Below are 21,307 nucleotides of genomic sequence, written 5' to 3'. Positions count from 1 at the left end.
TCTTCTCTGTAATCGTCAAATGGCTTGTCAGCCAACAAATCTCAGATCGGGGATGGTGCCGCTGGCCACCAGCGCGATGTAGAAGTCGGTGAGCATCAGGGTGCCCAGCGTGATCCACGCGAACAGCTTGTGCCGGGTATTGATGGCGCTGACCTGCGTCCAGATCCAGTACCGCACAGGGTTCTTGGAGAAGTGCTTGAGCCGCCCGCCGGTCACGTGCCGGCACGAATGGCACGACAGCGTATAGATCCACAGCATGATGACGTTGCCCAGCAGGATCAGGTTGCCCAGACCGAAGCCGAATCCCCCGGGACCGCTGTCGGAATGAAACGCGACGATCGCGTCGTAGCTGTTGATGACCGAGATGATGACGGCGATATAGAAGAAGTACCGGTGGGTGTTCTGGACGATCAGCGGGAACTTGGTCTCGCCGGTGTAGTGCACGCGGGGCTCGGCCACCGCGCAGGCGCTGGGCGACTGCCACACCGTGCGGTAGTAGGCGCCCCGGTAGTAGTAACAGGTCAGCCGGAACAGCAGCAGGAACGGCAGCGACAGCGCCGCGTAGGGCAGCCACCACACGTCCGGCAGGAACTGCGGCCAGATGTCGCCGGCCTCACCGCAGGCCTTGCTGAGGCACGGCGAGTAGAACGGCGTCAGGTAGTGATACTTGGGGACGAAGAAGTAATTCTGCTGGAACGCGCGGGCTGTCGCGTAGATGACGAAAGCCGCGAAGCCCAGGTCGATCCGCAACGGCGACATCCACCACCGGTCGGTGCGTAGGGTCCGCTGCGGGATGCGGGCGCGTGTGGGTGAAAAGACACCGGACGCAGGACGGTTCGCCGTGGGTGCGCTCATCTAGTGTTCCTCTTCGAACGGGCTGTCTGTCGAAGGGTACACAGAGCAAACCCCCTGCTTCGCGGGGGGCTTCGGTTGTCCGAGGTTGTCAGGACCTGTTGTGACCCCCGACACCCTCGTCGTCGACATCGCGCCAGAAATCGGTGTCGTATTGAGTGTCGGGAATGACGATCTTCTCGCCGGACTGCTGCACGGTGGCGCGGTCCAGGTCCAACTCGGAGACGTCCGTGTCGAGCAGTTCGACGTCGGACAGGATTCGATCGGCGTCCAGGACGATGCGGCGCATCGCCGGGCTGTCGCCGTACCGGGCCCGCAACGAGCTCACGCACCGACGCAGGCCACCGATGAGGTCGTGCAGTTCGGCGAGTTCGGTCGTGGTGCTCAACGGATCTCCTACGTACTTTCCGGGGGACAGACGGTGTTGCGGATCACAGTACGCCCTCGATAGTAGCGATCGTCTCGGCCTCATGCCGGACACCATCACGGGCCGGCCGAGCGCCGAGCGGTCGACGTGCTGCTGGCTGGACGGCGAGAAGACGCAAAAGCCCCCGACACGCCTTGCGTGCGTGGGCTTTTGCGTCTGGTCGCGGACCTACTTCGTGATCGCGATGCGCTGCGGCTGGGTTCCCGCTGGGTCCTTATAAGCACCGGCGACCCGCACGGTCAGCACGCCGGCGTCGTACGAGGCGGTGACGGCCTCGCCGGTGACGTGCGCGGGCAGCTGGAACGACCGGCGGAAGGACCCGTAACGGATCTCGCGCAGGGTGCGGCCGTTCTGCTCCTCCGCGTGCTCGTCACGGTGTTCGCCGTGGACGACCAGTCGGCCGTTCTCGACCTCTACGTTGACATCCTTCTCGACGTCAACACCCGGCAGTTCCAGGCGGACTACCGCGTCGTCGCCATCCTTGACGATCTCGGCGGCCGGGGTGAAACCGCTGCTCACCGGCTTGAACCAGTCCGTCGCCGCGGCGGGGCCGAAGAAGTCGCGCAACCAGCGGTCGGTGTCCCAGGCCGGTCGCGACCACAATGCGAGGTTGCTCATGGGGATCTCCTTATGCTTCATTGTGAGTTTGCTGTGACCGGCGCCTTGCCGGCCGGCTATTTCTACAAACATGAGTCGACCACGCTAAAGTTCCACTCGGGCGTTCGCCGCCAGCGAACAGCTTCACAGCCGTCGTTGTGAGGTGTGAGCACGCCGTCATGCGGGTGTCACATTGGGCGATTCCAAGTTAATTTCCCGCCCCTACCCTCATGGCATGGCCCAATCCGAAAACTGGTGCGCGGACAGTGCTGCGCGTCACGTCATTGTGGTCGGGCACGGCATGGTCGGCCATCGGCTGGTCGAGGCGCTCCGAGCCCGCGACACCGAAGGGCGTTGGCGCATCACGGTTTTGGCGGAGGAGGCCGACGCGGCCTACGACCGTGTCGGCTTGACCTCCTACACCGAGAGCTGGGACCGTCAACTACTGGCGCTGCCGGGCAACGACTACGCCGGCGACGACCGGGTCCGGCTGCTGCTGAACGCCCGCGTCACCGAAATCGACCGCGACACAAAGACCGTGGTGACCGCCGACGGCCACCGGCATGGCTACGACGCCCTGGTGCTTGCCACCGGGTCCTATGCCTTTGTCCCGCCGGTGCCCGGTCACGACCTGCCGCAGTGCCACGTCTACCGAACGCTCGACGACCTCGACGCCATCCGCGCCGATGCCCAGCGGACGCTGCAGGCCGGCCACGCGACCGCAGGGGTCGTCATCGGCGGCGGACTGTTGGGGCTGGAGGCCGCTAATGCGCTGCGCCAGTTCGGGTTGCAGACGCACGTCGTCGAGATGATGCCGCGGTTGATGGCCCAGCAGATCGACGAGGCCGGCGGCGCGCTGCTGGCCCGCATGGTCACCGAACTCGGCATCGCCGTGCACGTGGGGACGGGCACCGAGTCGATCGAGGCCGTCGCGCATCCGGACGGCTCGACGTCGGCACGGGTGTGCCTGGCCGATGGCGAGCTGATCGATGCCGGCGTGGTGATCTTCGCGGCCGGCATCCGGCCGCGCGACGAGCTGGCGGCGGCCGCCGGGCTGGAGCGTGCCGAGCGGGGCGGCGTGCTCACCGATTTGTCGTGCCGGACAAGCGATCCCGACATCTACGCCATCGGCGAGGTCGCGGCGATCGGGGGCCGGTGCTACGGCCTGGTCGGGCCCGGCTACACCTCCGCCGAAGTGGTGGCGGATCGGCTGCTGGGCGGCGCCGCGGAGTTCGGCGAAGCGGACATGTCGACCAAGCTCAAGCTGCTCGGCGTCGACGTCGCCAGCTTCGGCGACGCGATGGGGGCGACCGAGAACTGCCTCGAGGTCGCCATCAACGACGCGGTCAACCGGACCTACGCCAAGCTGGTGCTCTCCGACGACGCCAAGACCCTGCTCGGCGGGGTCCTGGTCGGCGATGCCTCGACGTACGGGGTGCTGCGGCCGATGGTCGACAGCGAGTTGCCGGGCGATCCGCTGGCGCTGATCGCGCCGGCATCCGCCGACGGCGCGCCGGGCCTGGGCGTTGGGGCGCTGCCGGATTCGGCGCAGATCTGCTCGTGCAACAACGTCACCAAGGGCGACCTGAAGGGAGCCATCGCCGGCGGTTGCGCCGACGTGCCCGCGCTCAAGTCGTGCACGGCGGCGGGCACCTCGTGCGGGTCGTGCGTGCCGCTGCTGAAGCAGCTGCTGGAAGCCGAGGGCGTGGAACAGTCCAAGGCGCTGTGTGAGCACTTCAGCCAGTCGCGGGCGGAGCTTTTCGAGATCATCACCGCCACCGAAATCCGGACGTTCTCGGGCCTGCTGGAGCGCTTCGGCCGCGGAAAGGGTTGCGACATTTGCAAACCGGTGGTCGCCTCGATCCTGGCGTCCACCGGCTCGGAGCACATCCTCGAGGGCGAGCAGGCCTCGCTGCAGGATTCCAACGACCACTTCCTGGCCAACATCCAAAAGAACGGCAGCTACTCGGTTGTCCCGCGGGTCCCCGGCGGTGACATCAAGCCGGAGCACCTGATCCTAATCGGCCAAATCGCGCAGGACTTCGGGCTTTACACCAAGATCACCGGCGGGCAGCGGATCGACCTGTTCGGTGCCCGCGTGGACCAGCTGCCGCAGATCTGGAAGCGGCTGGTCGACGGCGGCATGGAGTCCGGGCACGCCTACGGCAAGGCCTTGCGCACCGTGAAGAGCTGCGTGGGCAGCGACTGGTGCCGCTACGGCCAGCAGGATTCGGTGCAGCTGGCCATCGACCTGGAGCTGCGCTACCGCGGGCTGCGCGCGCCGCACAAGATCAAGCTCGGCGTCTCCGGATGCGCCCGCGAGTGCGCCGAGGCGCGCAGCAAGGACGTGGGCGTCATCGCCACCGAGAAGGGGTGGAACCTCTACGTCGGCGGCAACGGCGGCATGACGCCCAAGCACGCTCAGCTGCTGGCCAGCGATTTGGACACCGAGACGCTGGTCCGCTATATCGACCGGTTCCTCATGTACTACATCCGGACGGCCGATCGGCTGCAGCGCACCGCGCCGTGGGTCGAATCGCTGGACGGCGGCCTGGATCACGTGCGCGACGTCGTGTGCGACGACTCCCTGGGCCTGGCCAAGGAATTCGAGGCCGCAATGGAGCGGCATGTGCAGAACTACAAGTGCGAATGGAAGGGCGTGCTGGAGGACCCGGACAAGCTGTCGCGGTTCGTTTCCTTCGTCAACGCCCCCGACGCCGTCGACTCGACGGTGACGTTCACCGAGCGCGCAGGGCGCAAAGTGCCTGTGCCCATTGGCATGCCGCGGGTTCGGTCGTAATCAAGGAGACACGATGACACTTCTCAACGACGCTCAGGACATTCAGGTGTGGACCACCGCCTGCCCCTACGACAGCCTGATTCCCGGTCGTGGCGTCGGGGTACTCCTCGACGACGGTTCGCAGGCGGCGTTGTTCCGGCTGGACGACGGCTCGGTGCACGCGGTCGGAAACGTCGACCCGTTCTCCGGCGCCGCCGTGCTTTCGCGCGGCATCGTCGGCGACCGCGGCGGCCGTGCCACCGTCCAATCACCCATCCTCAAGCAGGCTTTCGCGCTCGAGGACGGCTCCTGCCTGGACGATCCGCGGGTGTCGGTGCCGGTTTACCCGGCGCGCGTCACCCCCGAGGGGCACATCCAGATCGGCCGGATCGCGGCTTAGCCGATATCGCCCACCAGGTAGCGCTGCATCGTCGGGCCGATCGCGTCGACGAGCGCCTCCACCGACATCGAGTGCAGCGGTTCGGAGCGCACCCCGTAGCGCATGATGCCGAGACCCACCAACTGAGAGGCGCACAGCGACGCCCGCACCGCGACCTTGTCGGCCCCCAGCATTTTCAGCAGCGGGCCGAAGACCGGACCGATGAACATGCCCTGCACGATTTCGGCGGTCTTGGCCAGTCCGGTGGACGCGATCGCGCTGGCCGCGAAGGGGCCGCCGCCGGCCGCGTCCCAGGTGGTGATCAGCATGTACAACGTCCGGCGGCCCACCTGGTTGACACCGCCGGTGACGATCCGATCGATGAACTCCGGTGTGCCGAAGGGCAACCGCAGCATTTTTGCCACCGGGTCGAGCAGCCCACGCGATGGCTCTTCGCGACGCGGCATGGTGCCAGGATCGTCGGTATGCGAGCAAAGATCAAGCGTCGCGCGCGTCGGCGTGCCTGGCCAGCCGACCGCTGTGCTCAAGCGTGATTCGAAATTGCGTGCGGCGCTTGGGTTCGCCGCCTCGGAAGTCCGGGCGCCGCGCGGCGGAAGCGGTTCGCGATCAGGCGCGCCAGGCCGGGATGGGTGCCCAGCGGTTGGGTGACCACGTCGGCGCCGCTGGCCCGCAGGCGCTGTTGGAACAGGCCGTCGGCCAATAGGTAGGAGGCGACGACGACGCGAGTCGCACCGTCGCGGCGGGCGGCGGCGACGGCGTCGGCCACGGACGGATCGCCGGTGGCCGCGAATCCGAGCCGCACCCGCGATCCCACCAGCGCGGACAACGTGGTCGCGGTCACGTGCAGGTCGGCTCGCGCCCTTTCGTCGGTGGTGCCGGCCGCCGCAAGGATCACCGAATCACCCAGGCGCCAACCCGATTCCGCCAGCTGGTCGGCGACTATCCGCGCGATATCCCCACTCGGGCCGAGCGCGGGCGCGACGGTCACGTTCGGGTGCCGGCTGGCCGCCACGTGGGCGGGCACGTCGGTGCGCACGTGATATCCGCGCGACAAGAAGGCCGGGACCACGACGGCTGGGCGGCCGGTGGCCGCCGCCCGCGACAGCACCTCGCCGGGCGTCGGGCCCAACACGTCGACGAACGCGACCTGCACCCGGCGGTCCAGCAGCGCGCTCACCTGCGCTGCGAGGTCTCCGATCATCGCGACGCCGCCCGGCCTGCGGGTGCCGTGCGCGGCCAGGATCAGCTCCATTCGGCGCCGCCCGGAGGGTCGATGGCGAGCCGGTAACCCCGCTTGACCACCGTTGCAATGATGTTCTTGTCGCCCAAGGCCGTTCGCAGCCGGAGCACGGCCGTGTCGACGGCGTGCGGATCGTTGCTGCTGCCGGGCAGCACCCGCAACAGCTCGGAGCGCGCGACGACATCGCCGGGCCGTTGCGCCAGCGCGCGCAGCACCGACATCCCCGACGGCGACAGCAACTTGATGTCACCGTCCACCAGCACGCACGTTCCGCGGATGTCGATCGTGTGGCCGGCCACCTGCACCGTGGAGGATCCCAGCAGCGGCAGCTCCTCGGCGATGTGGCGGGCCAAGGCGCCCAACCGCATTCGCGCGGGCGACGAGGTGGGGACGCCTTTGCGGATCAGCGGTTTGGACGTCACCGGGCCGACGCACATCGCGTGCACGTCGGTGCGCAGCGCGTCGAGCACCTGGTCCTCGACGGCCAGGTCGCGACTGCGTTCCAGCACCGCCGCCGCCGCGGGCGCCGACGTGAAGGTGACCGCGTCGAATTGCCGTCGCGCGATCCCGGTCACCAGCAAATCGAAGTCGCCGCCCAACGGTGTCGACTTCCACCTGTACACCCGGATGGGGATCACCTCCGCGCCCGCGAAACGCAGGCCGCCGATGAACTCGGGGAACGGGTCCCAGGCGTCGGCGGCGCCGTGCAGCTGGATGGCGATGCGCAGCCCGGACACGCCCGACTCGAGCAGATACTCGAGCACCTCTTGTGAGGATTCGGACTCAGGAGACCACTCCTCGTGCAGCCCGGCGGCGCGCACCGCGCCCGTGCCCTTGGGCCCCCGCGAAACGATCCGGGTCTTCGACAACGACGCGATCAGCTGGTTGGCCAGCCCCCATCCCTCGGCGGCGGCCAGCCAGCCGCGGAAGCCGATGCCGGTGTGCACGACCAGGATGTCGGGCGGCTGCGCGATCAAAGCCTCAGTGTGGCTTTGTAATTCGTCGTCTTCGGGGAGCGCGATCATGTTGATCGCGGGCGCGCTGCAGACCTCCGCGCCCTGCCTGCTCAGCAGTGCGCAGAGTTCCTCCGCGCGCCGGGATGATGTAACCGCGACCCGGTAGCCGGCCAGCGGCGTGGACCTCGGCTGAGCCATAAGACCTGTGTATGCCTGCGACGTTTCCGCTGCGTTACCGCGTAATTGCTGCAGCATTGCCCTTGTTGCGACAGCCATCACACCCGCGCGTGATCTGCTACGGGGACGGTTTCCGGCACGCTGGGGCGGCGCACGTACAGCGTCCAGGTGAGGATCGCGGCGAGCACATAGGACGCCAAAAACGTCCAGTAGGCCGACGTTTCGGTGCCGCTGTTGAGGTAGGACTCGCGCAGCGCCAGGTTGATCCCCACGCCGCCCAGCGCGCCGACGGCCGAGCAAAAGCCGATCAGCGATCCCGACATCGCCTTCGACCAGTGCCGCCGCTCGGCATCGGGAAGATCCAGGCCGCGGCTGCGCGCCTCGAAGACGGACGGGATCATCTTGAACACCGACCCGTTGCCCATCCCCGACAACACGAACAGCGCGATGAAGCCGATCACGTAGCCGATCATCGTTGTCGAGCCGCCGCCGTCGCGGCCGTCGACGGTGCTGATGGCGACCAGCAGCCCGGCACCGACGATCATGCCGCCCAGGACGCCCAGGGTGACGCGGCTGCCGCCCAGCCGGTCGGCCAGCCGGCCGCCGTAGATGCGCGCCAGCGAGCCGAATAGCGGCCCCACGAAGGCGATCTGCGCGGCGTGCAGCGACGCGTGCCTGGCGGTCTCGCCAGCCTCCTGGAAGTTGATCTGCAGCACCTGGCCGAACGCAAACGCGAATCCAATCCAGGAGCCGAAGGTGCAGATGTAGAGCAGCGAGATCACATAGGTGTCGCGCTCGAAGAGGACCGAGCGCATGGTGTTGACCTCGATGCCGTGGTCGAGGTTGTCCATGAACAAAGCCGCGGCGACGCCGACGATCGCCAGCAAAAGGAGGTACACGGCGCAGACCCAATACGGCGCTTCGTGGCCCGCGGTGGCCAGCACCAGCAGGCCGATCAGCTGGATGACGGCGACGCCGAGGTTGCCGACGCCGGCGTTGATCGCCAGCGCCGCGCCCTTGAGGCGCTGCGGGTAAAAAGCATTCACGTTGGCCAGCGATGCCGCGTAGTTGCCGCCGCCCAGGCCGGTCAGCGCCGCGCACACCACATAGGGCCACAGCGGCAGCCCGGGATGCGCCATCAGCACGATGGTGCCGACGGTCGGGATCAACAAGACGAACGCCGAGAAGGCCGTCCAGTTGCGCCCACCGAAGGTGGCGATGCCCAACGTGTAGGGGATGCGTGCGCAGCCGCCGACCAGCGTGGCGACCGCGCCGAGCAGCAGCTTGTCGCCGGCCGAGAGGCCGTAGACGGATGCGGGCATGAACAGTGTCATCACCGGCCAAAGCGTCCAGATCGAAAAGGCGACGTGGTCACCCGCAACGGTGCAAAGCAAGTTGCGACGCGCGACGTTCTTGTTGCCGGCCTCCCAGGCCGCCGCGTCCTCCGGATTCCAGTCCGTGATGCGGTGGTTGCGGCCCATGCGGTCTGCACCTTTCGTCCAACTCTTCCAACGGGTTTGTCAGTGTGGCGACGCCTGTGTCGCCGGAATATCGCGAACGCTCACACGGGCGAAATCGCCTGGACGCGTTGGGGTGAGGAAAGGACAGGCTTGGCCCGCCGTGTATTTCGATGCTCACATTTAGTGCGTGAGCCCGTCAACTCTATTCGACCGATATCGCCTGTAAGTTGAATCCCAGTTATCTGGTAAATAGCTGAGGGGTAATTCGGGGGGCCAGTGATTTCGTGCGGCCGCGGGATTTATTGTGAGCTGCAATACATTCCGCGCCCGCAAACGCGCTGACTACCAGACGTCGCCCGCCCGCCAGTCGCACATCAACTCGGCGGCGGGGTCCAGGCTGACCCCGACCGGCAGGACGAACACGGCGTCGTCGTCCTCGGGCGTGCGCGTCGGGCCGGCGGGGGCCAGCACCGACGTCGGTCCGCGCCAGGGCAGCCACCCTCGCCGGGTGTACACCCCGCGGGCGTCGGCAGACGAACTGACGGCACCCACCTGGTAGGCGCCCCGGATCACCTGCTCCGCGGCGTCCATCAGGGCGTGCGCCAGGCCGCGGCCGCGAAAGTCCTCCCGCACCGCGAACCCTTCGACGTAACCGCAGCGCAGTGCGCTGCCGCGGTAGAGCAGTCGGCGCTGGACGACGGCGGCGTGCGCGATGATCGCCCCGTGCTGCCAGATCAGCGCGTGCATGCCGCCGAGCGTGTGCTCCCAGTCGTCGTCGGTGAAGTTGCCCGCGAAGGCGGCGGTGACCATCTGGCGGACGCGCTGCCGTGCCTCGCCGTCAAGATCGGCGGTGTGGACCAGGCGGGCGGTGTGGACCTGGGTTTGCACCCTCTTTGTCTACCAGCCTTTCCAGCGGCGGGCGCTACGAGTAGGACCGCCCGCCCCGGGGCCGCGCCCAGTGCAGGCGCACGTACTGGCCCGGTCGCACCTGGGCGATCTTGTCGGCGTCCTCGTCGGTGACCACGCCGATCACCGGGTACCCGCCGGTGACCGGGTGATCGGGTCCGAGGATCACCGGTAATCCGTTGGGCGGCACCTGGATTGCGCCGCGGGTGGCGCCCTCGCTGGGCAGCTGCCGGTCCGGCCAGCGGTGTTGCAGCGGGCGGCCCTCCAGCCGCATTCCGACCCGGTCGCTGCGGTTGGAGGCCATCCAAATCGTGTGCACCAGGGCGTCGGGATCGGTGAACCAGTCGTCGCGCGGGCCCGGCACCACCTGCACCTCGACCAGGTGCTCGCTGATCGCCGCCACCGGCGCCTGGTCGAGTTCGGGGTAGTCGTCGGTGTGCTCGCCGACCGGCAGCCGGTCGCCGCTGTGCAACGGCGCCGGGCCGATCGCCGACATCACGTCGTAGCTGCGCGAGCCCAGCACGGGCTGCACGCAGATCCCGCCGCGCACCGCCAGGTACGTTCGCAGCCCGGCCCGCGGGGCGCCCAACGAGATCACCTGCCCGTCGCGGACGTGGTGAATGCTGTTGGTGCCGAACTTGATTCCGTTCACGGTGGGGTCGGTGTCGGCGCCCGTCACCGCGATGTCGACGTCGCCGCCGCGGACGCGGGCGGAAAAGCCGCCGAAGGTCACCTCGACGGTGGCGCGGTCGTCGGGGTTGGCGACCAGCCGGTTGGCGAGCGTGTGCGCGCGGCGGTCGGCGGCCCCGGACCGGCTGACGCCGAGGTGGGCCAGACCTGGGCGGCCGAGGTCCTGGACGACGGCGAACGGCCCGGTGCGCAGGATTTCCAGGGTTGGCACGGCAATCTCCTTGCTCAGACGGCGCGGAACTGAACCCACATGCCTCGGGTCAGCAGCGCCGGGTTGGGCCGGTCGAGATCCCACAGGACGGCGTTGCTGTGGCCGATGAGCTGCCAGCCCCCGGGCGACTGCCGCGGATACACCGCGCTGAACTCTCCCGCCAGGGCGACGGAGCCGGCCGGCACCGACGTCCGCGGCTCCGAGCGGCGCGGCACCCGCAGGCGAGCGTCGCCGTCGACCAGGTAAGCGAAACCCGGTGCGAAGCCGCTGAATCCGACCCGCCACGGGGTGGCGGTGTGGGCCTCGATCACCTGCGCCGTGGACAGCCCGGTATGGCTGGCGACCTCGGCGAGGTCCGGGCCGTCGTACACCACGTCGATCACCACGTCGGCGGTGCGGTCCGCCGGGGGCCCCGCGTCGGCGGCCACTCGCATCCTGCGCAGGCGCTGCCGGGTGACTCCCTGCAGGCGGGGGCTGTCCAGCTTGACCAGCACCGTGCGGGCGGCGGGGACGACGTCGACGACGCCGGGCAGGGCCGCCGCGGCCAACGCGTCCACCCACGCCAACACCTCGGCGGTGCTGCCGCATTGAAGCATCAGCGCATGGTCGCCGTAGTCGAACACGGTGTTGCCAACCAGGTCGGTCGACAGCTCCTGGGAGAGGCCGCTGCCAATATCCGTCACGCTCATTACTGAACGGTAACCCCGGCATCCGTGCAGGCGGGAGGGAATGCGGACGGATTTTCGAGCACTGCCAGAGGTGCCTTAACGAACGCTCAAACAGCCGGGATTCAGCCCAGGATCTTGGCGATCAGTGGCGGAAGTTGCTCGGCCAGCAGCGGGTAGCTCAATGGCGACGCGAAGGCGATCGCGCCGGCCTGATCCTTGGTGGTGAAGACGTGGCGGTTCTGGGCGGTCGCCAGCGAGGCCGCCACCTCGGGGTCGGCCAGCAGGGCCTTCTGGTCGTCCGGGCTCTCGGTTGTCCAGATCACCACGTCGGCGGAATCGAGCACCGCCTTGATCTGATCGCGCGGGATGACGGCGCGGTGATCGCTGCCGAAGGGCTTGATGCTGTCGGCGATGACGAGGCCCATCTGGTTCAGGAAGTCGGTCCGCCAGCCCGCCAGAGTCGCCACCACCGTGCCCTGCCAGAAAGTGCCCTGCATGAGCAACGCCTTCTTGCCCGTCCACTGCTGGTTCTTTTGGGCGACGGCGGCGAATTGCTTGTCGACGCCGTCAATCAGGGACTTCATCTGGTCGGCCTGGAACACCGCCTGGCCGACGGCGGTGGCCTGCTCCTTCCACGGCTCGAAGAACGCGTCGCCGTCCGACTGCGCGAGGGTGGGCGCGATCGCCGACAGCTTCTGGTAGGTGTCGGCGTCCAGGCCGGCGTTGATGGCCACGATCAGGTCCGGTTTCAGGCCCGCGATCTGGTCGACCTGAATGCCGTTGTCCAGGTTCAACACCACGGGCTGAGCGCCGCCGAGCTTGGGCTGGGCCCAGGGCCACACGCCGAACGGCTGATCACCGAACCAGTTGGTCACCGCGATGGGCACCACACCCAGGGCCAGCAGGTCGTCCTGCTCGGTGTAGCCGGCGCTGACCACGCGCTTGGGCGGCTCCTTGATGACGGTCTGACCGAACAGGTGGGTGACGGTCACCGAGCCGCCAGGGGCGGCGGACGACGATTTGCGTGGCGAACAGGCCGCTAACACTCCGGCGAACCCGGCCGATCCGGCGACCGCGGCCATCCCCGCAGCCCCCGTGAGCTGCAGGAATCCCCGCCGATTCCATCCGTGTCGCATCGCGTGAGATTATCGCTTTCTTCGCTCGGACCCGCTGCGCCGCGCGGCTCATCCCCTTCGCGGTCCTTCGTACCCGACCCATGGGCTGTAGTCGGCGATCAGCTCTTCCTGGGGTGGGCGCCGCTCGGCCGGCACGTGTTGGAGGTTGATCCGGATCCGGTACCAGATCGAACTCGGCCCGCGCATGCCGTCGACCAGGACGTCGGCCGGCTGCAGCAGCGCCGCCGCTTCTGGATGGCGGTCGCGCCAAGTGTCCAGGGCGGCCATCGCCTCGTCTTTGGTTTTGGTGCGGGCGATTTCGATGAGTGGCTTCGACGAGACGCGCCCGCTCTCGGTGCGGCTGCCCGATCCCTTGGGCGCGCGCTCCGGCGGCCCCAACTCCTCGGCGAGCATCAGCAGCCGATCCAGCTCGCCGACCGCGTCGTCCATGCCCTCCCACGGGTCGCCCAGCTCGGCGAACCGGACGGGCACTGTGTCGATGGTGAAGGCGGCCGGATCGCAGCCGGCGACCTCGTCCCAGTGCAGCGGCGTCGACACCCGGGCATCCGGGGTGGCCCGCACGGAATACGCCGACGCGACGGTGCGGTCCTTGGCGTTCTGGTTGAAGTCGACGAAGACGCCCTCGCGCTCCTCCTTCCACCAGCGGCTGGTCGCCGCCTCGGGGATGCGCCGCTCGACCTCGCGCGCGACGGTCTGGGCGGCCAGCCGCACCTGGCGGAACTCCCAGCGCGGGGCGATCCGGGCATAGATGTGGAAGCCCCTGGATCCCGACGTCTTCGGCCACGCGGTCAGGCCGTAGTCCTCCAGCACCTCGCGGGCCACCGACGCGACGTCGACGATGCGTCGCCACGCGACGCCCGGCATCGGGTCGAGGTCGACGCGCAGTTCGTCGGGATGATCGAGGTCGCCGGCGAGCACCGGGTGCGGATTGAGGTCCACGCAGCCCAGGTTGATCACCCACGCCAGCCCGGCGGCGTCGCGCACGACGGCCTCCGCGGCGGAAGTGCCCCGCGCGTAGTGCAATTCGGCGACGTCGACGTAGTCCGGTCGGTTGGCGGGCGCCCGCTTCTGGAACACGGCCTCTTGCGAGATGCCCTTCACGAAGCGCTTGAGGATCATCGGGCGCCCGGCCACGCCGCGCAGCGCCCCGTCGGCGACGGACAGGTAATAGCGGACCAGGTCGAGCTTGGTGTGCGGCCCCGAGCCGCCGTGGCGTTCGAAGACCACCTTGTCCGGGTGGGTGATGGTGACCTCGCGCCCGGCCACCTCCACGGACGCCGGGCCGGTCATGTTCATCATGGTAGGTCGGGGGGTATTAACTAGTGGCACTGCGACCTACGTCACATAGGGTGGAATTCATGCCAAACCTCATCGGCCTACCCGGCCAGGCGGTCTCCAAAGTTCAGCAGTACCTCGAGCGGGGCGCGGCCGAACTGCACTACGTGCGCAAGATCTTCGAATCGGGCGCATTCCGCATCGAGCCGCCGCAGAACGTCGCCGCGATGGCCGCGGAAATCTACAAGTGGGGCGAGTTCGGCATGCTGCCCTCGCTCAACGCGAGACGCCATCCCGACAAGGCGGCCTGCATCGACGAGGAGGGCGAATTCACCTATCGCGAGCTCGACGAGGCCGCGCACGCGGTGGCCAACGGGCTGATCGACAAGGGTGTCAAGGGCGGCGACGGGGTTGCCCTCCTGGCGCGTAACACCCGCTGGTTTCTGATCGCCTACTTCGGTGCCGCGCGGGTCGGCGCCCGCATCATCCTGCTCAACAGCGAATTCTCCGGCCCTCAGATCTGTGAGGTGTCGGAGCGCGAGGGCGCCAAGCTGATCATCTACGACGACGAGTACACCAAGGCCGTCAGCAAGGCCGAGCCGGAGCTGGGCAAGCTACGGGCGCTGGGATCCAATCCCGACGCGGACGAGCCGTCGGGCAGCGACGACGAGACGCTGGCCGACCTGATCGAGCGCAGCAGCTCCGAGCCCGCCCCGAAGGCGAGCAAGCACTCGTCGATCATCATCCTGACCAGCGGCACCACCGGCACCCCCAAGGGCGCGAACCGCAGCACCCCGCCGACGCTGGCGCCCATCGGGGGGATCCTGTCGCACGTGCCGTTCAAGGCCGGCGAGGTGACGTCGCTGCCGGCGCCGATGTTCCATGCGCTGGGTTTTCTGCACGGCACCCTCGCGATGTTCCTCGGCTCGACCCTGGTGCTGCGGCGCAAATTCAAGCCGCCACTGGTGTTGGAGGACATCGAGAAGCACAAGGTGACGGCCATGGTCGTGGTCCCGGTGATGCTGTCCCGCATCCTCGACGCTTTCGAGAAGATGGACTCCAAGCCCGACCTGTCCAGCCTGAAGATCGTGTTCGTGTCCGGCTCGGCGCTCGGGTCGGAACTGGCGGAACGGGCGCTCAAGGACCTAGGCCCGGTGATCTACAACATGTACGGCTCGACGGAGATCGCCTTCGCCACCATCGCCGAGCCCAAGCACCTGGAATTCAATTCGTCGACGGTGGGGCCGGTCGTCAAGGGCGTCAAGGTCAAGATCTTCGACGACAACGGCAAGGAGTTGCCGAAGGGTGAGGTCGGGCGGATCTTCGTCGGCAACGCCTTCCCGTTCGAGGGATACACCGGCGGAGGCAAGAAGCAGATCATCGACGGGCTGTTGTCGTCGGGCGACGTCGGCTACTTCGACGAGAACGACCTGCTCTACATCAGCGGGCGCGACGACGAGATGATCGTCTCCGGCGGCGAGAACGTCTTCCCGGCCGAAGTCGAGGACCTCATCACCGGGCATCCGGACGTCGTGGAGGCCACCGCCATCGGGGTCGAGGACAAGGAGTGGGGCCACCGGCTGCGCGCGTTCGTGGTCAAGAAGGAGGACGCCGACCTCGACGAGGACGCCGTCAAGCACTACGTCCGCGACCACCTGGCCCGCTACAAGGTGCCCCGGGAAGTCGTCTTCCTCGACGAGCTGCCGCGCAACCCGACGGGCAAGGTCCTCAAGCGCGAGTTGCGTGAGATGGAGATCGACTGACTATCTGCGGGCTTGGATGGCGCGGGTGATCTGGGCGGAGAGCTTGGGATCGATCAGCAGCTGATCGATGAGCGCCGTGAGGACCTCCTGCCCGGTCACCCGGGCGACCCCGATGCGGTCCGCGGCCTCGCGCTGCCAGACGTCGAGCGCGCGGTGCGTGGTCAGCGGCAGATCGACGGTCCGTCGGGTTCGCCGGCCGCCCGCCGGCTGGGCGGGGGCGCCCCCGAGCATGTTGAGGCGCTGGGTCGGGGCCGTCTCGTCCGGCCGCGGCGGCTTGGCGGTGTAACGGGCGAACCGGTTCGGGCTGGCCTCGTTGCGGTTGGGGTTGATCGTCATCGCGGCGACCCTCTCTGGGGTGCAAATCAGTAGGTCCGCTTCTCAGTATGCGCGTCGTCGGGCACCCTCCAATTGATATCACCGCCGGGCGCGCCAGGCGCGCTGGACCGCAGTTGGCGGGTCGCGGTGGGTTAGCGCTCTGGGCGATCGGAATAGCGATACTGCTCAAAATGCAACCAAATTCATCAAACTACGAAGTCATTAACTGATTAATTTCGCATTCACTTAGGTACTGATTTCAGTAGAACCGGTCTGACCAGCCCGAATCGGTGATCAGCAAATACTGATCCAGTAAATGCGGAAATCGAATTTTGTACGAGCGCCATTATCGCGTTCCAATCGGTTGGGCTAGATAAAGGTCACATTGGGTGGTTTTTCGTGTGTAAAAGCCGCAAAATATGGATATTCGTCATTTGACGCATTAGGCGTCGCCAAAGTTTCAAGCTTCTTGTTCAACAACGTGGAAGGAGCTCATCGATGTTGAATTCACTGGTTTCGATCCGCAAGGCCGCGCTCGCCGCGGTGGGCTCCGGCGCGGTGGCCGGGGCGCTGCTCTTCGGCGGCGCGCCGATCGCGCAGGCCGCCCCGCAGCCCGGCCCTGGCATCAGCTTCGACACGGTCGGGCCACATGGCGGTCCGGACCTCCCGCTGAAGCCCGGCGGGGGTGGCGGCGGCCACGGCGGCGGTGGTGGCGGCCACGGCGGCGGCGGCTGGGGCGGTGGCGGCCATGGCGGCTGGAACGGCCCCGGCGGCGGCGGTCACGGTGGCTGGGCTGGCCACGGCGGCTGGGGCGGACCCGGCGGCTGGAATGGACACGGCGGCAACTGGGACCGCGGCGGCAACTGGGGTCGCGGCGGCTGGTGGGGTCCGCGAGGTGACTGGGACCGCGGCGGCAGGTGGGATCACCGCGGCGACTGGGGCCGCGGCGTCTGGGGCCACCCCGGCTGGGGCAACGGCGGATGGGGCCCGCCCGGACAGGGCTACCGGCCGTGGTGGCCGTTGTGGAACTGGTGGTGGTGATCCAGCAACCCCCAAGAACCCGGGCCATGCCGACCTGGCAGACGTGCGTCAGGTCGGCATGGCCCGTCTCTTTACGGGTCGCGGGGCAGGCCCAGCAGCCGTTCGGCGATGATGTTGAGCTGGATCTCCGAGGTGCCGCCGTAGATGGTGGTGGCCCGGCTGGCCAGCAGATACTCACCCCACTTGCCCGGTAGCTGGCTGGTGTCGCCGATCGCGGCGTCGGTGCCGAACGACGACACCGCGAACTCGGCGTACCCCTGGCCGGTGCGCATCGACAACAGCTTGGAGATCGCGGCGGACGGCATGGCGTCCCCGCCGGCCAGCGTCAGCAAGGTCGAACGCAGGTTCAGCACCTTGGCGGCATGGCCCTCGGCGATCAGCTGCCCGGCCCGGTGCTGGCCCACTTGGTCAAACTGCCCGTCGCGCACGAAGTCGACGAATTCGGGCAGCGTCGCAAGGAAATTCGCGTCGCTGCCGCCGATCGACACCCGCTCCGCGGTCAGGGTGTTGCGGCTGACCTCCCACCCCCGGTTGACGTCGCCCAGCACGCATTCGTCCGGCACGAACACGTCGTCGATGTAGACGGTGTTGAAGAACTCCTGGCCGGTCAGCTCGCGCAACGGCTTGACAGTGACGCCCTCGCTCCTCATGTCCAGCAGGAAGTAGGTGATGCCGTTGTGCTTCGGCGCGCTCGGGTCGGTCCGCGCCAGCAGGGCGCCCCACTGCGAGTACTGGGCGGCGGTGGTCCAGATCTTCTGGCCGGTGATGCGCCAGCCGCCCTCGGCCCGGGTCGCCTTGGTGGTCAGCCCGGCGAGGTCCGATCCGGCGCCCGGCTCGGAAAACAGCTGGCACCAAATCATTTCGCCGCGCATGGTCGGCGGCAGGAACCGTTGCTTCTGCTCCTCGGTGCCGAACGCGACGATCGACGGGATGATCCATGCCGCGATGCCGACCTGCGGCCGTTTGACCCGCCCGGCGGCGAACTCCTGGGCGATGATGATCTGCTCCACCGGGCTGGACGCCCGGCCCCACGGCTTGGGCAGGTAGGGCAGCACCCAGCCGCCCTCCGCAATCGCCACCCTGCGCGGCTCGCGGTCCATCTCCTTCAGCGCGGTGACCTCCGCGCGAATGTCGGCCCGCAGCTTTTCGGTGTCGGGATCCAGGTCGATGTCAACCGCGCGCATTCCCGTCGTGGTCGCGGTGTCCACGACTCGCTGCGGGTAGTCCGAGCTGCGGCCGAAGGATGCGGCCAGCATCAGCGCCCGGCGGTAGTACACGCCTGCGTCGTGTTCCCAGGTGAACCCGATGCCGCCGTGCACCTGGATGCAATCCTGCGCGCAGCGTTGGGCGGCGGCCGGCGCCAGCGTCGCCGCCACGGCTGCGGCGAAGTCGACCTTGGAAGCCGCTATGTCCCAACCGTTCTCGCGGGCCTCGTCCAGCGCGCGAGCGGCATCCCACACCGCCGCGGTGGCCCGCTCGGTGTCGGCGACCATTTCGGCGCACTTGTGTTTGATGGCCTGGAACTGGCCGATCGGCCGGCCGAACTGCTCGCGGATCTTGGCATACTGCGACGCGGTGTCGGTTGCCCAGCGCGCCACGCCGATGGCCTCGGCCGACAGCAGCGCGACCATCAGTGCGTGCGCGGTGGCCATGGTCAGATTGCTCAGCACGACGTCGTCGCCGACCTCGACGGCGTTCGCCCGCACGTGCGCGATCGGGCGCAGCGGGTCAAGGCTTTTCACGGGCTCGATCTCGAGCTGCTCGGCGCGCAGCACCACCCATTCCTCGCCGCTGTCGATCGCGACGGGGAGCACCAGCAACGAGGCCTGCGCGGCGGCGGGGACGGCGCGGACCTCGCCGCGGATCACCAGCGAGTCCCCCTGGCGGGTGGCGGTCAGCGCGCAACACTCCATCGCGTAGGCCGCGATGGCCGCGCCGGACGCCAGCTCGGCCAGCACCTTGGCCTCGGGGTCGTGCGCGGAGATCAGCGCGCTCGCGATCGCCGACGGCACAAACGGCCCGGGCACCGCGCCATAGCCGAACTCGGCCAGCACGATGGCCAATTCGAGGATGCCGAAGCCCTGCCCCCCGACCGATTCCGCCAGATGTACGCCCTGCAGTCCCTGCTCGGCCGCGGCCCGCCAGTATGGCGGGGGATTCACCAGATCTTCCAGGGGTGTTTCCATCGCCTTGTGCAGCACCTCGGACGGCGCGACCCGCGCCACCAGGGATCGCACCGAGTCGGCCAGGTCTTGATGCTCAGGAGTGATTGCGATCGGCATTGGTCGCCTTCCTCGTCCCTTTGCTGCCTCACGTTTCGTGCCAGCGCCTTCCAAGCTAACAACCGGTCGGTTGGTTGACTACATGGGCCAGCGGTTGTCCGTCGCGCAGCCGGCGGCAGTTCCCGACGGCCTCGATCAGGTACCGCCGCATGGTGTCTGCGGTGTACCAGGTGACGTGCGGCGTCAGCACCACGTTGCCCAAGCCCAGTAGCGGGTTGCCGGGCGCCACCGGCTCCGCCTCGAAAACGTCGAGCCCCGCCGCGGCCAGCCGCCCGTCCCGCAGGGCGTCGGCCAGGGCGCCCTCGTCGACCACCGCGCCCCGGGACGTGTTGACCAGCACCGCATTCGGCTTCATCCGGGCCAGCGCCTCGCGGTCCAGCAGGTGATGTGTCTGCGCCGTCAGGGGCAGGTGCAGCGAGACGATGTCGCTGGCGGCCAGGAGGTCGGGCAGCGGCCGCCAGCCGGCCCGGCCGTCGTCGCGGGTGCTGGTGTGCAGCACGCCCGCCCCCATCGCCGCGACGATTTCGGCCACCCGTTTGGCGATGTTGCCGTACCCGACCAGCCCGACGGTGCAGCCGCCGATGTCGCGCACCGTCTCGCCCAGCGCCGGATCCGCCGGCCAGCCCCGGCCCTCGCGGACCGCACGGTCGAGCTCCGGCAGCCGGCGCAAGGCGGCCAGCATCAGCAGCACCGCGCCCTCGGCCACCGACGGCGCGTTGGCACCCGGCATGTTGGCGACCACGATGCCGCGTTCCGTCGCCGTCTGTACGTCGATCGTGTTCACCCCGGCGCCCAGCTTGTGCACCAGCCGCAACCTGGTCGCGCGCCGCAGATCGTCGCCTGACAGGGGCCGCAGCACGTGCCAGATCACGTCCGCGTGCGGCAGCTCCTGGTAAAAGCCCGCATCGTCGTCCTCGGCGCACCACCGGATGTCAAGCCAATCCGATTCTGGCGCAACGAAGTCGAGTACCTTGTCGCCGGGAACGAAATGGGCGAGGACCCTTAACGCCACCTCTTGGTGATCCACCTGGCGATGGTATCGGCCTGCTCGCTGCGCGCGCCCGGGGTGGTGAAGTAGTGGTCGCTGTTGATCGAGGCCTGCGTCTTGTCGGTGCTGGCGAGCGCGTCGTAGATGCGCTGGGCGTCCGATGGGAAGACGCCGGTGTCCGCGTCGGCGTTGATCACCAGGGCCGGGGAGGTGATGCGGGCCAGATGCGGCTCGGCGCGGGTTTGCGCCACCCGCAGGCTCCACATGCCCAGCCAGTTGCGCAGGGTGCAGGCGGCGGCGATGCCGTGCGCGGACCGGTTCGCCCTGGCGGGGACGCCGGCGTAACACAGGTTCGGCTGGCGCTTGGTCGGCTCGATGCTCGGATCGACCATGCGGGGATCGGCCCAGGTGCGCATCACGGTGAACGGCCGGTCCGAAAAGCCCACGGCGCGAACCCGTTTAAGCTCCCGCTCGGCCCAGTCGGTGATGGCGTGGTTGCGCGCGATCTGGGCCTCGCGGTAGCGGGCGAGGAACTCGGGCGAGTACGGCGGCCCGTTGCGCTCTTCGAACAGGTCGAGGTCGGCATCGGTGGCGACCGGGTCGTTCTCGTCGACGACGGCGGCGTCCATCCATGCCGTCAGGACGTCGGGGCGTCCGGGGTGGGCGGCCGTGGCGACGTAGCCGTCGGCGGGGATCAGCTCGGTGAGCCCGGCCGCCGGGCGCATGCCCTCCAGGGGAGTCACGTTCGGTTCGAGCGCCTGTGACTGATAGGCGGCCATCAGCGAACCACCGCCCGAATTACCCAGCAGGACAACGTAGTCCACGCCCTGTACCTCGCGCAGCCAACGCACCCCGACGCCGATGTCGACCAGCGCGTGGTCCAGCAGGAAGCTGCTCTCGAATCCGCGGAACCGGGTGTTCCAGCCGAGGAAGCCGATGCCACGGGTGGCGATGTAGTCGGCGAGATAGTGCTCGGCGAAGTCGATCTGGTAGTGCGTGGCGATCATCGCCACCTTCGGCTTGCGCCCGACCGCGCGATGGTAGAGCCCCTGGCAGGGATGCCCGCCGGCCCCGGCCCGGCCCGCGGTGGGCGAGGGCAACCCGACGAATTCCTGCATCACGCCAGCGGCGCCGTTTTGACGGG

Annotated in this window: 20 protein-coding genes; 4 read left to right on the top strand and 16 right to left on the bottom strand. The window is 68.3% G+C overall.

The genetic code is table 11. From position 1 onward, the window contains the following. Positions 1 to 27: 27 nt before the first annotated feature. The 3 genes from sdhC to AC5Y4S_RS15770 form a co-directional block, all read right to left on the bottom strand. On the bottom strand, positions 28 to 855 hold the full coding sequence (sdhC, locus tag AC5Y4S_RS15780; protein ID WP_500033648.1) for a succinate dehydrogenase subunit SdhC: 828 nt from the start codon (positions 853 to 855) through the stop codon (positions 28 to 30). Between the two features lie 88 nt (positions 856 to 943). Then, positions 944 to 1,240: an Rv0250c family protein gene (locus AC5Y4S_RS15775; RefSeq protein WP_068180657.1), complete on the bottom strand. Its 297-nt coding sequence runs from the start codon at positions 1,238 to 1,240 to the stop codon at positions 944 to 946. A 207-nt stretch (positions 1,241 to 1,447) separates the two neighbouring features. After that, positions 1,448 to 1,897 (bottom strand): Hsp20/alpha crystallin family protein, encoded by a 450-nt coding sequence (locus AC5Y4S_RS15770; RefSeq protein ID WP_500033647.1) that lies wholly within the window; start codon positions 1,895 to 1,897, stop codon positions 1,448 to 1,450. A gap of 214 nt (positions 1,898 to 2,111) precedes the next feature. Between AC5Y4S_RS15770 and nirB the strand changes: the two genes are divergently transcribed. Next, positions 2,112 to 4,676 (top strand): nitrite reductase large subunit NirB, encoded by a 2,565-nt coding sequence (gene nirB / locus AC5Y4S_RS15765; RefSeq protein WP_500033646.1) that lies wholly within the window; start codon positions 2,112 to 2,114, stop codon positions 4,674 to 4,676. Positions 4,677 to 4,689: 13 nt separating this feature from the next. After that, positions 4,690 to 5,055: a nitrite reductase small subunit NirD gene (gene nirD / locus AC5Y4S_RS15760; protein ID WP_500033645.1), complete on the top strand. Its 366-nt coding sequence runs from the start codon at positions 4,690 to 4,692 to the stop codon at positions 5,053 to 5,055. Here nirD and AC5Y4S_RS15755 read toward each other — a convergent pair. The 9 genes from AC5Y4S_RS15755 to AC5Y4S_RS15715 form a co-directional block, all read right to left on the bottom strand. Beyond that, a complete protein-coding gene (locus AC5Y4S_RS15755) occupies positions 5,052 to 5,501 on the bottom strand; it encodes a TetR/AcrR family transcriptional regulator (protein ID WP_500033644.1) in 450 nt (149 codons plus the stop codon). The two genes, nirD and AC5Y4S_RS15755, sit on opposite strands and share 4 nt — an antisense overlap. Positions 5,502 to 5,578: 77 nt before the next feature. Next, positions 5,579 to 6,307, bottom strand: a complete 729-nt coding sequence (locus AC5Y4S_RS15750; RefSeq protein ID WP_500033643.1) for a sirohydrochlorin chelatase — start codon at positions 6,305 to 6,307, stop codon at positions 5,579 to 5,581. Beyond that, a complete protein-coding gene (locus AC5Y4S_RS15745; protein ID WP_068180632.1) occupies positions 6,298 to 7,449 on the bottom strand; it encodes a uroporphyrinogen-III synthase in 1,152 nt (383 codons plus the stop codon). The genes AC5Y4S_RS15750 and AC5Y4S_RS15745 overlap by 10 nt, the downstream gene beginning before the upstream one ends. Before the next feature lie 77 nt (positions 7,450 to 7,526). Beyond that, entirely contained in the window at positions 7,527 to 8,909 is a 1,383-nt protein-coding gene (locus AC5Y4S_RS15740) for a nitrate/nitrite transporter (protein WP_500033642.1), read from the bottom strand. 321 nt (positions 8,910 to 9,230) lie between these two features. Beyond that, positions 9,231 to 9,776 carry a GNAT family N-acetyltransferase gene (locus tag AC5Y4S_RS15735; RefSeq protein ID WP_500033641.1) on the bottom strand — a complete coding sequence of 182 codons (546 nt, stop codon included), beginning with the start codon at positions 9,774 to 9,776 and terminating at the stop codon, positions 9,231 to 9,233. Between the two features lie 34 nt (positions 9,777 to 9,810). After that, positions 9,811 to 10,695, bottom strand: coding sequence for a 5-oxoprolinase/urea amidolyase family protein (locus tag AC5Y4S_RS15730; protein ID WP_500033640.1), 885 nt, complete (start codon positions 10,693 to 10,695; stop codon positions 9,811 to 9,813). Positions 10,696 to 10,709: 14 nt separating this feature from the next. Beyond that, the gene (locus AC5Y4S_RS15725; RefSeq protein ID WP_500033639.1) at positions 10,710 to 11,384 is read right to left on the bottom strand and encodes a 5-oxoprolinase subunit B family protein; all 675 of its coding nucleotides are present in this window, start codon (positions 11,382 to 11,384) and stop codon (positions 10,710 to 10,712) included. A gap of 101 nt (positions 11,385 to 11,485) precedes the next feature. Then, positions 11,486 to 12,499 carry an ABC transporter substrate-binding protein gene (locus AC5Y4S_RS15720; protein WP_500033638.1) on the bottom strand — a complete coding sequence of 338 codons (1,014 nt, stop codon included), beginning with the start codon at positions 12,497 to 12,499 and terminating at the stop codon, positions 11,486 to 11,488. Positions 12,500 to 12,547: 48 nt separating this feature from the next. Beyond that, the gene (locus AC5Y4S_RS15715) at positions 12,548 to 13,798 is read right to left on the bottom strand and encodes a DNA polymerase domain-containing protein (protein ID WP_500033637.1); all 1,251 of its coding nucleotides are present in this window, start codon (positions 13,796 to 13,798) and stop codon (positions 12,548 to 12,550) included. 59 nt (positions 13,799 to 13,857) lie between these two features. Between AC5Y4S_RS15715 and fadD2 the strand changes: the two genes are divergently transcribed. Continuing rightward, positions 13,858 to 15,537 (top strand): long-chain-fatty-acid--CoA ligase FadD2, encoded by a 1,680-nt coding sequence (gene fadD2, locus AC5Y4S_RS15710; protein WP_500033636.1) that lies wholly within the window; start codon positions 13,858 to 13,860, stop codon positions 15,535 to 15,537. Here the strand turns inward: fadD2 and AC5Y4S_RS15705 are convergent, their stop codons facing one another. Beyond that, positions 15,538 to 15,873, bottom strand: a complete 336-nt coding sequence (locus AC5Y4S_RS15705; protein ID WP_500033635.1) for an ATPase — start codon at positions 15,871 to 15,873, stop codon at positions 15,538 to 15,540. Between the two features lie 477 nt (positions 15,874 to 16,350). Between AC5Y4S_RS15705 and AC5Y4S_RS15700 the strand changes: the two genes are divergently transcribed. After that, on the top strand, positions 16,351 to 16,893 hold the full coding sequence (locus AC5Y4S_RS15700) for a hypothetical protein (RefSeq protein WP_500033634.1): 543 nt from the start codon (positions 16,351 to 16,353) through the stop codon (positions 16,891 to 16,893). Positions 16,894 to 16,964: 71 nt separating this feature from the next. Here AC5Y4S_RS15700 and AC5Y4S_RS15695 read toward each other — a convergent pair whose 3' ends face one another. From AC5Y4S_RS15695 to AC5Y4S_RS15685, 3 genes are read right to left on the bottom strand one after another with little or no spacing between them, the layout of a single operon-like run. Beyond that, on the bottom strand, positions 16,965 to 19,175 hold the full coding sequence (locus AC5Y4S_RS15695; protein WP_500033633.1) for an acyl-CoA dehydrogenase family protein: 2,211 nt from the start codon (positions 19,173 to 19,175) through the stop codon (positions 16,965 to 16,967). Positions 19,176 to 19,230: 55 nt separating this feature from the next. Then, positions 19,231 to 20,187 (bottom strand): 2-hydroxyacid dehydrogenase, encoded by a 957-nt coding sequence (locus AC5Y4S_RS15690; protein WP_500034027.1) that lies wholly within the window; start codon positions 20,185 to 20,187, stop codon positions 19,231 to 19,233. Further along, the gene (locus AC5Y4S_RS15685; protein ID WP_500034026.1) at positions 20,178 to 21,281 is read right to left on the bottom strand and encodes an alpha/beta hydrolase family protein; all 1,104 of its coding nucleotides are present in this window, start codon (positions 21,279 to 21,281) and stop codon (positions 20,178 to 20,180) included. Before AC5Y4S_RS15685 ends, AC5Y4S_RS15690 begins: the two co-directional genes overlap by 10 nt. Positions 21,282 to 21,307 lie beyond the last annotated feature (26 nt).

It is taken from the genome of Mycobacterium sp. NGS64, from assembly GCF_059812245.1.
The sequence above is the reverse complement of the archived record's forward strand: the minus strand, read 5'-3'. Positions and strand labels throughout refer to the sequence as shown.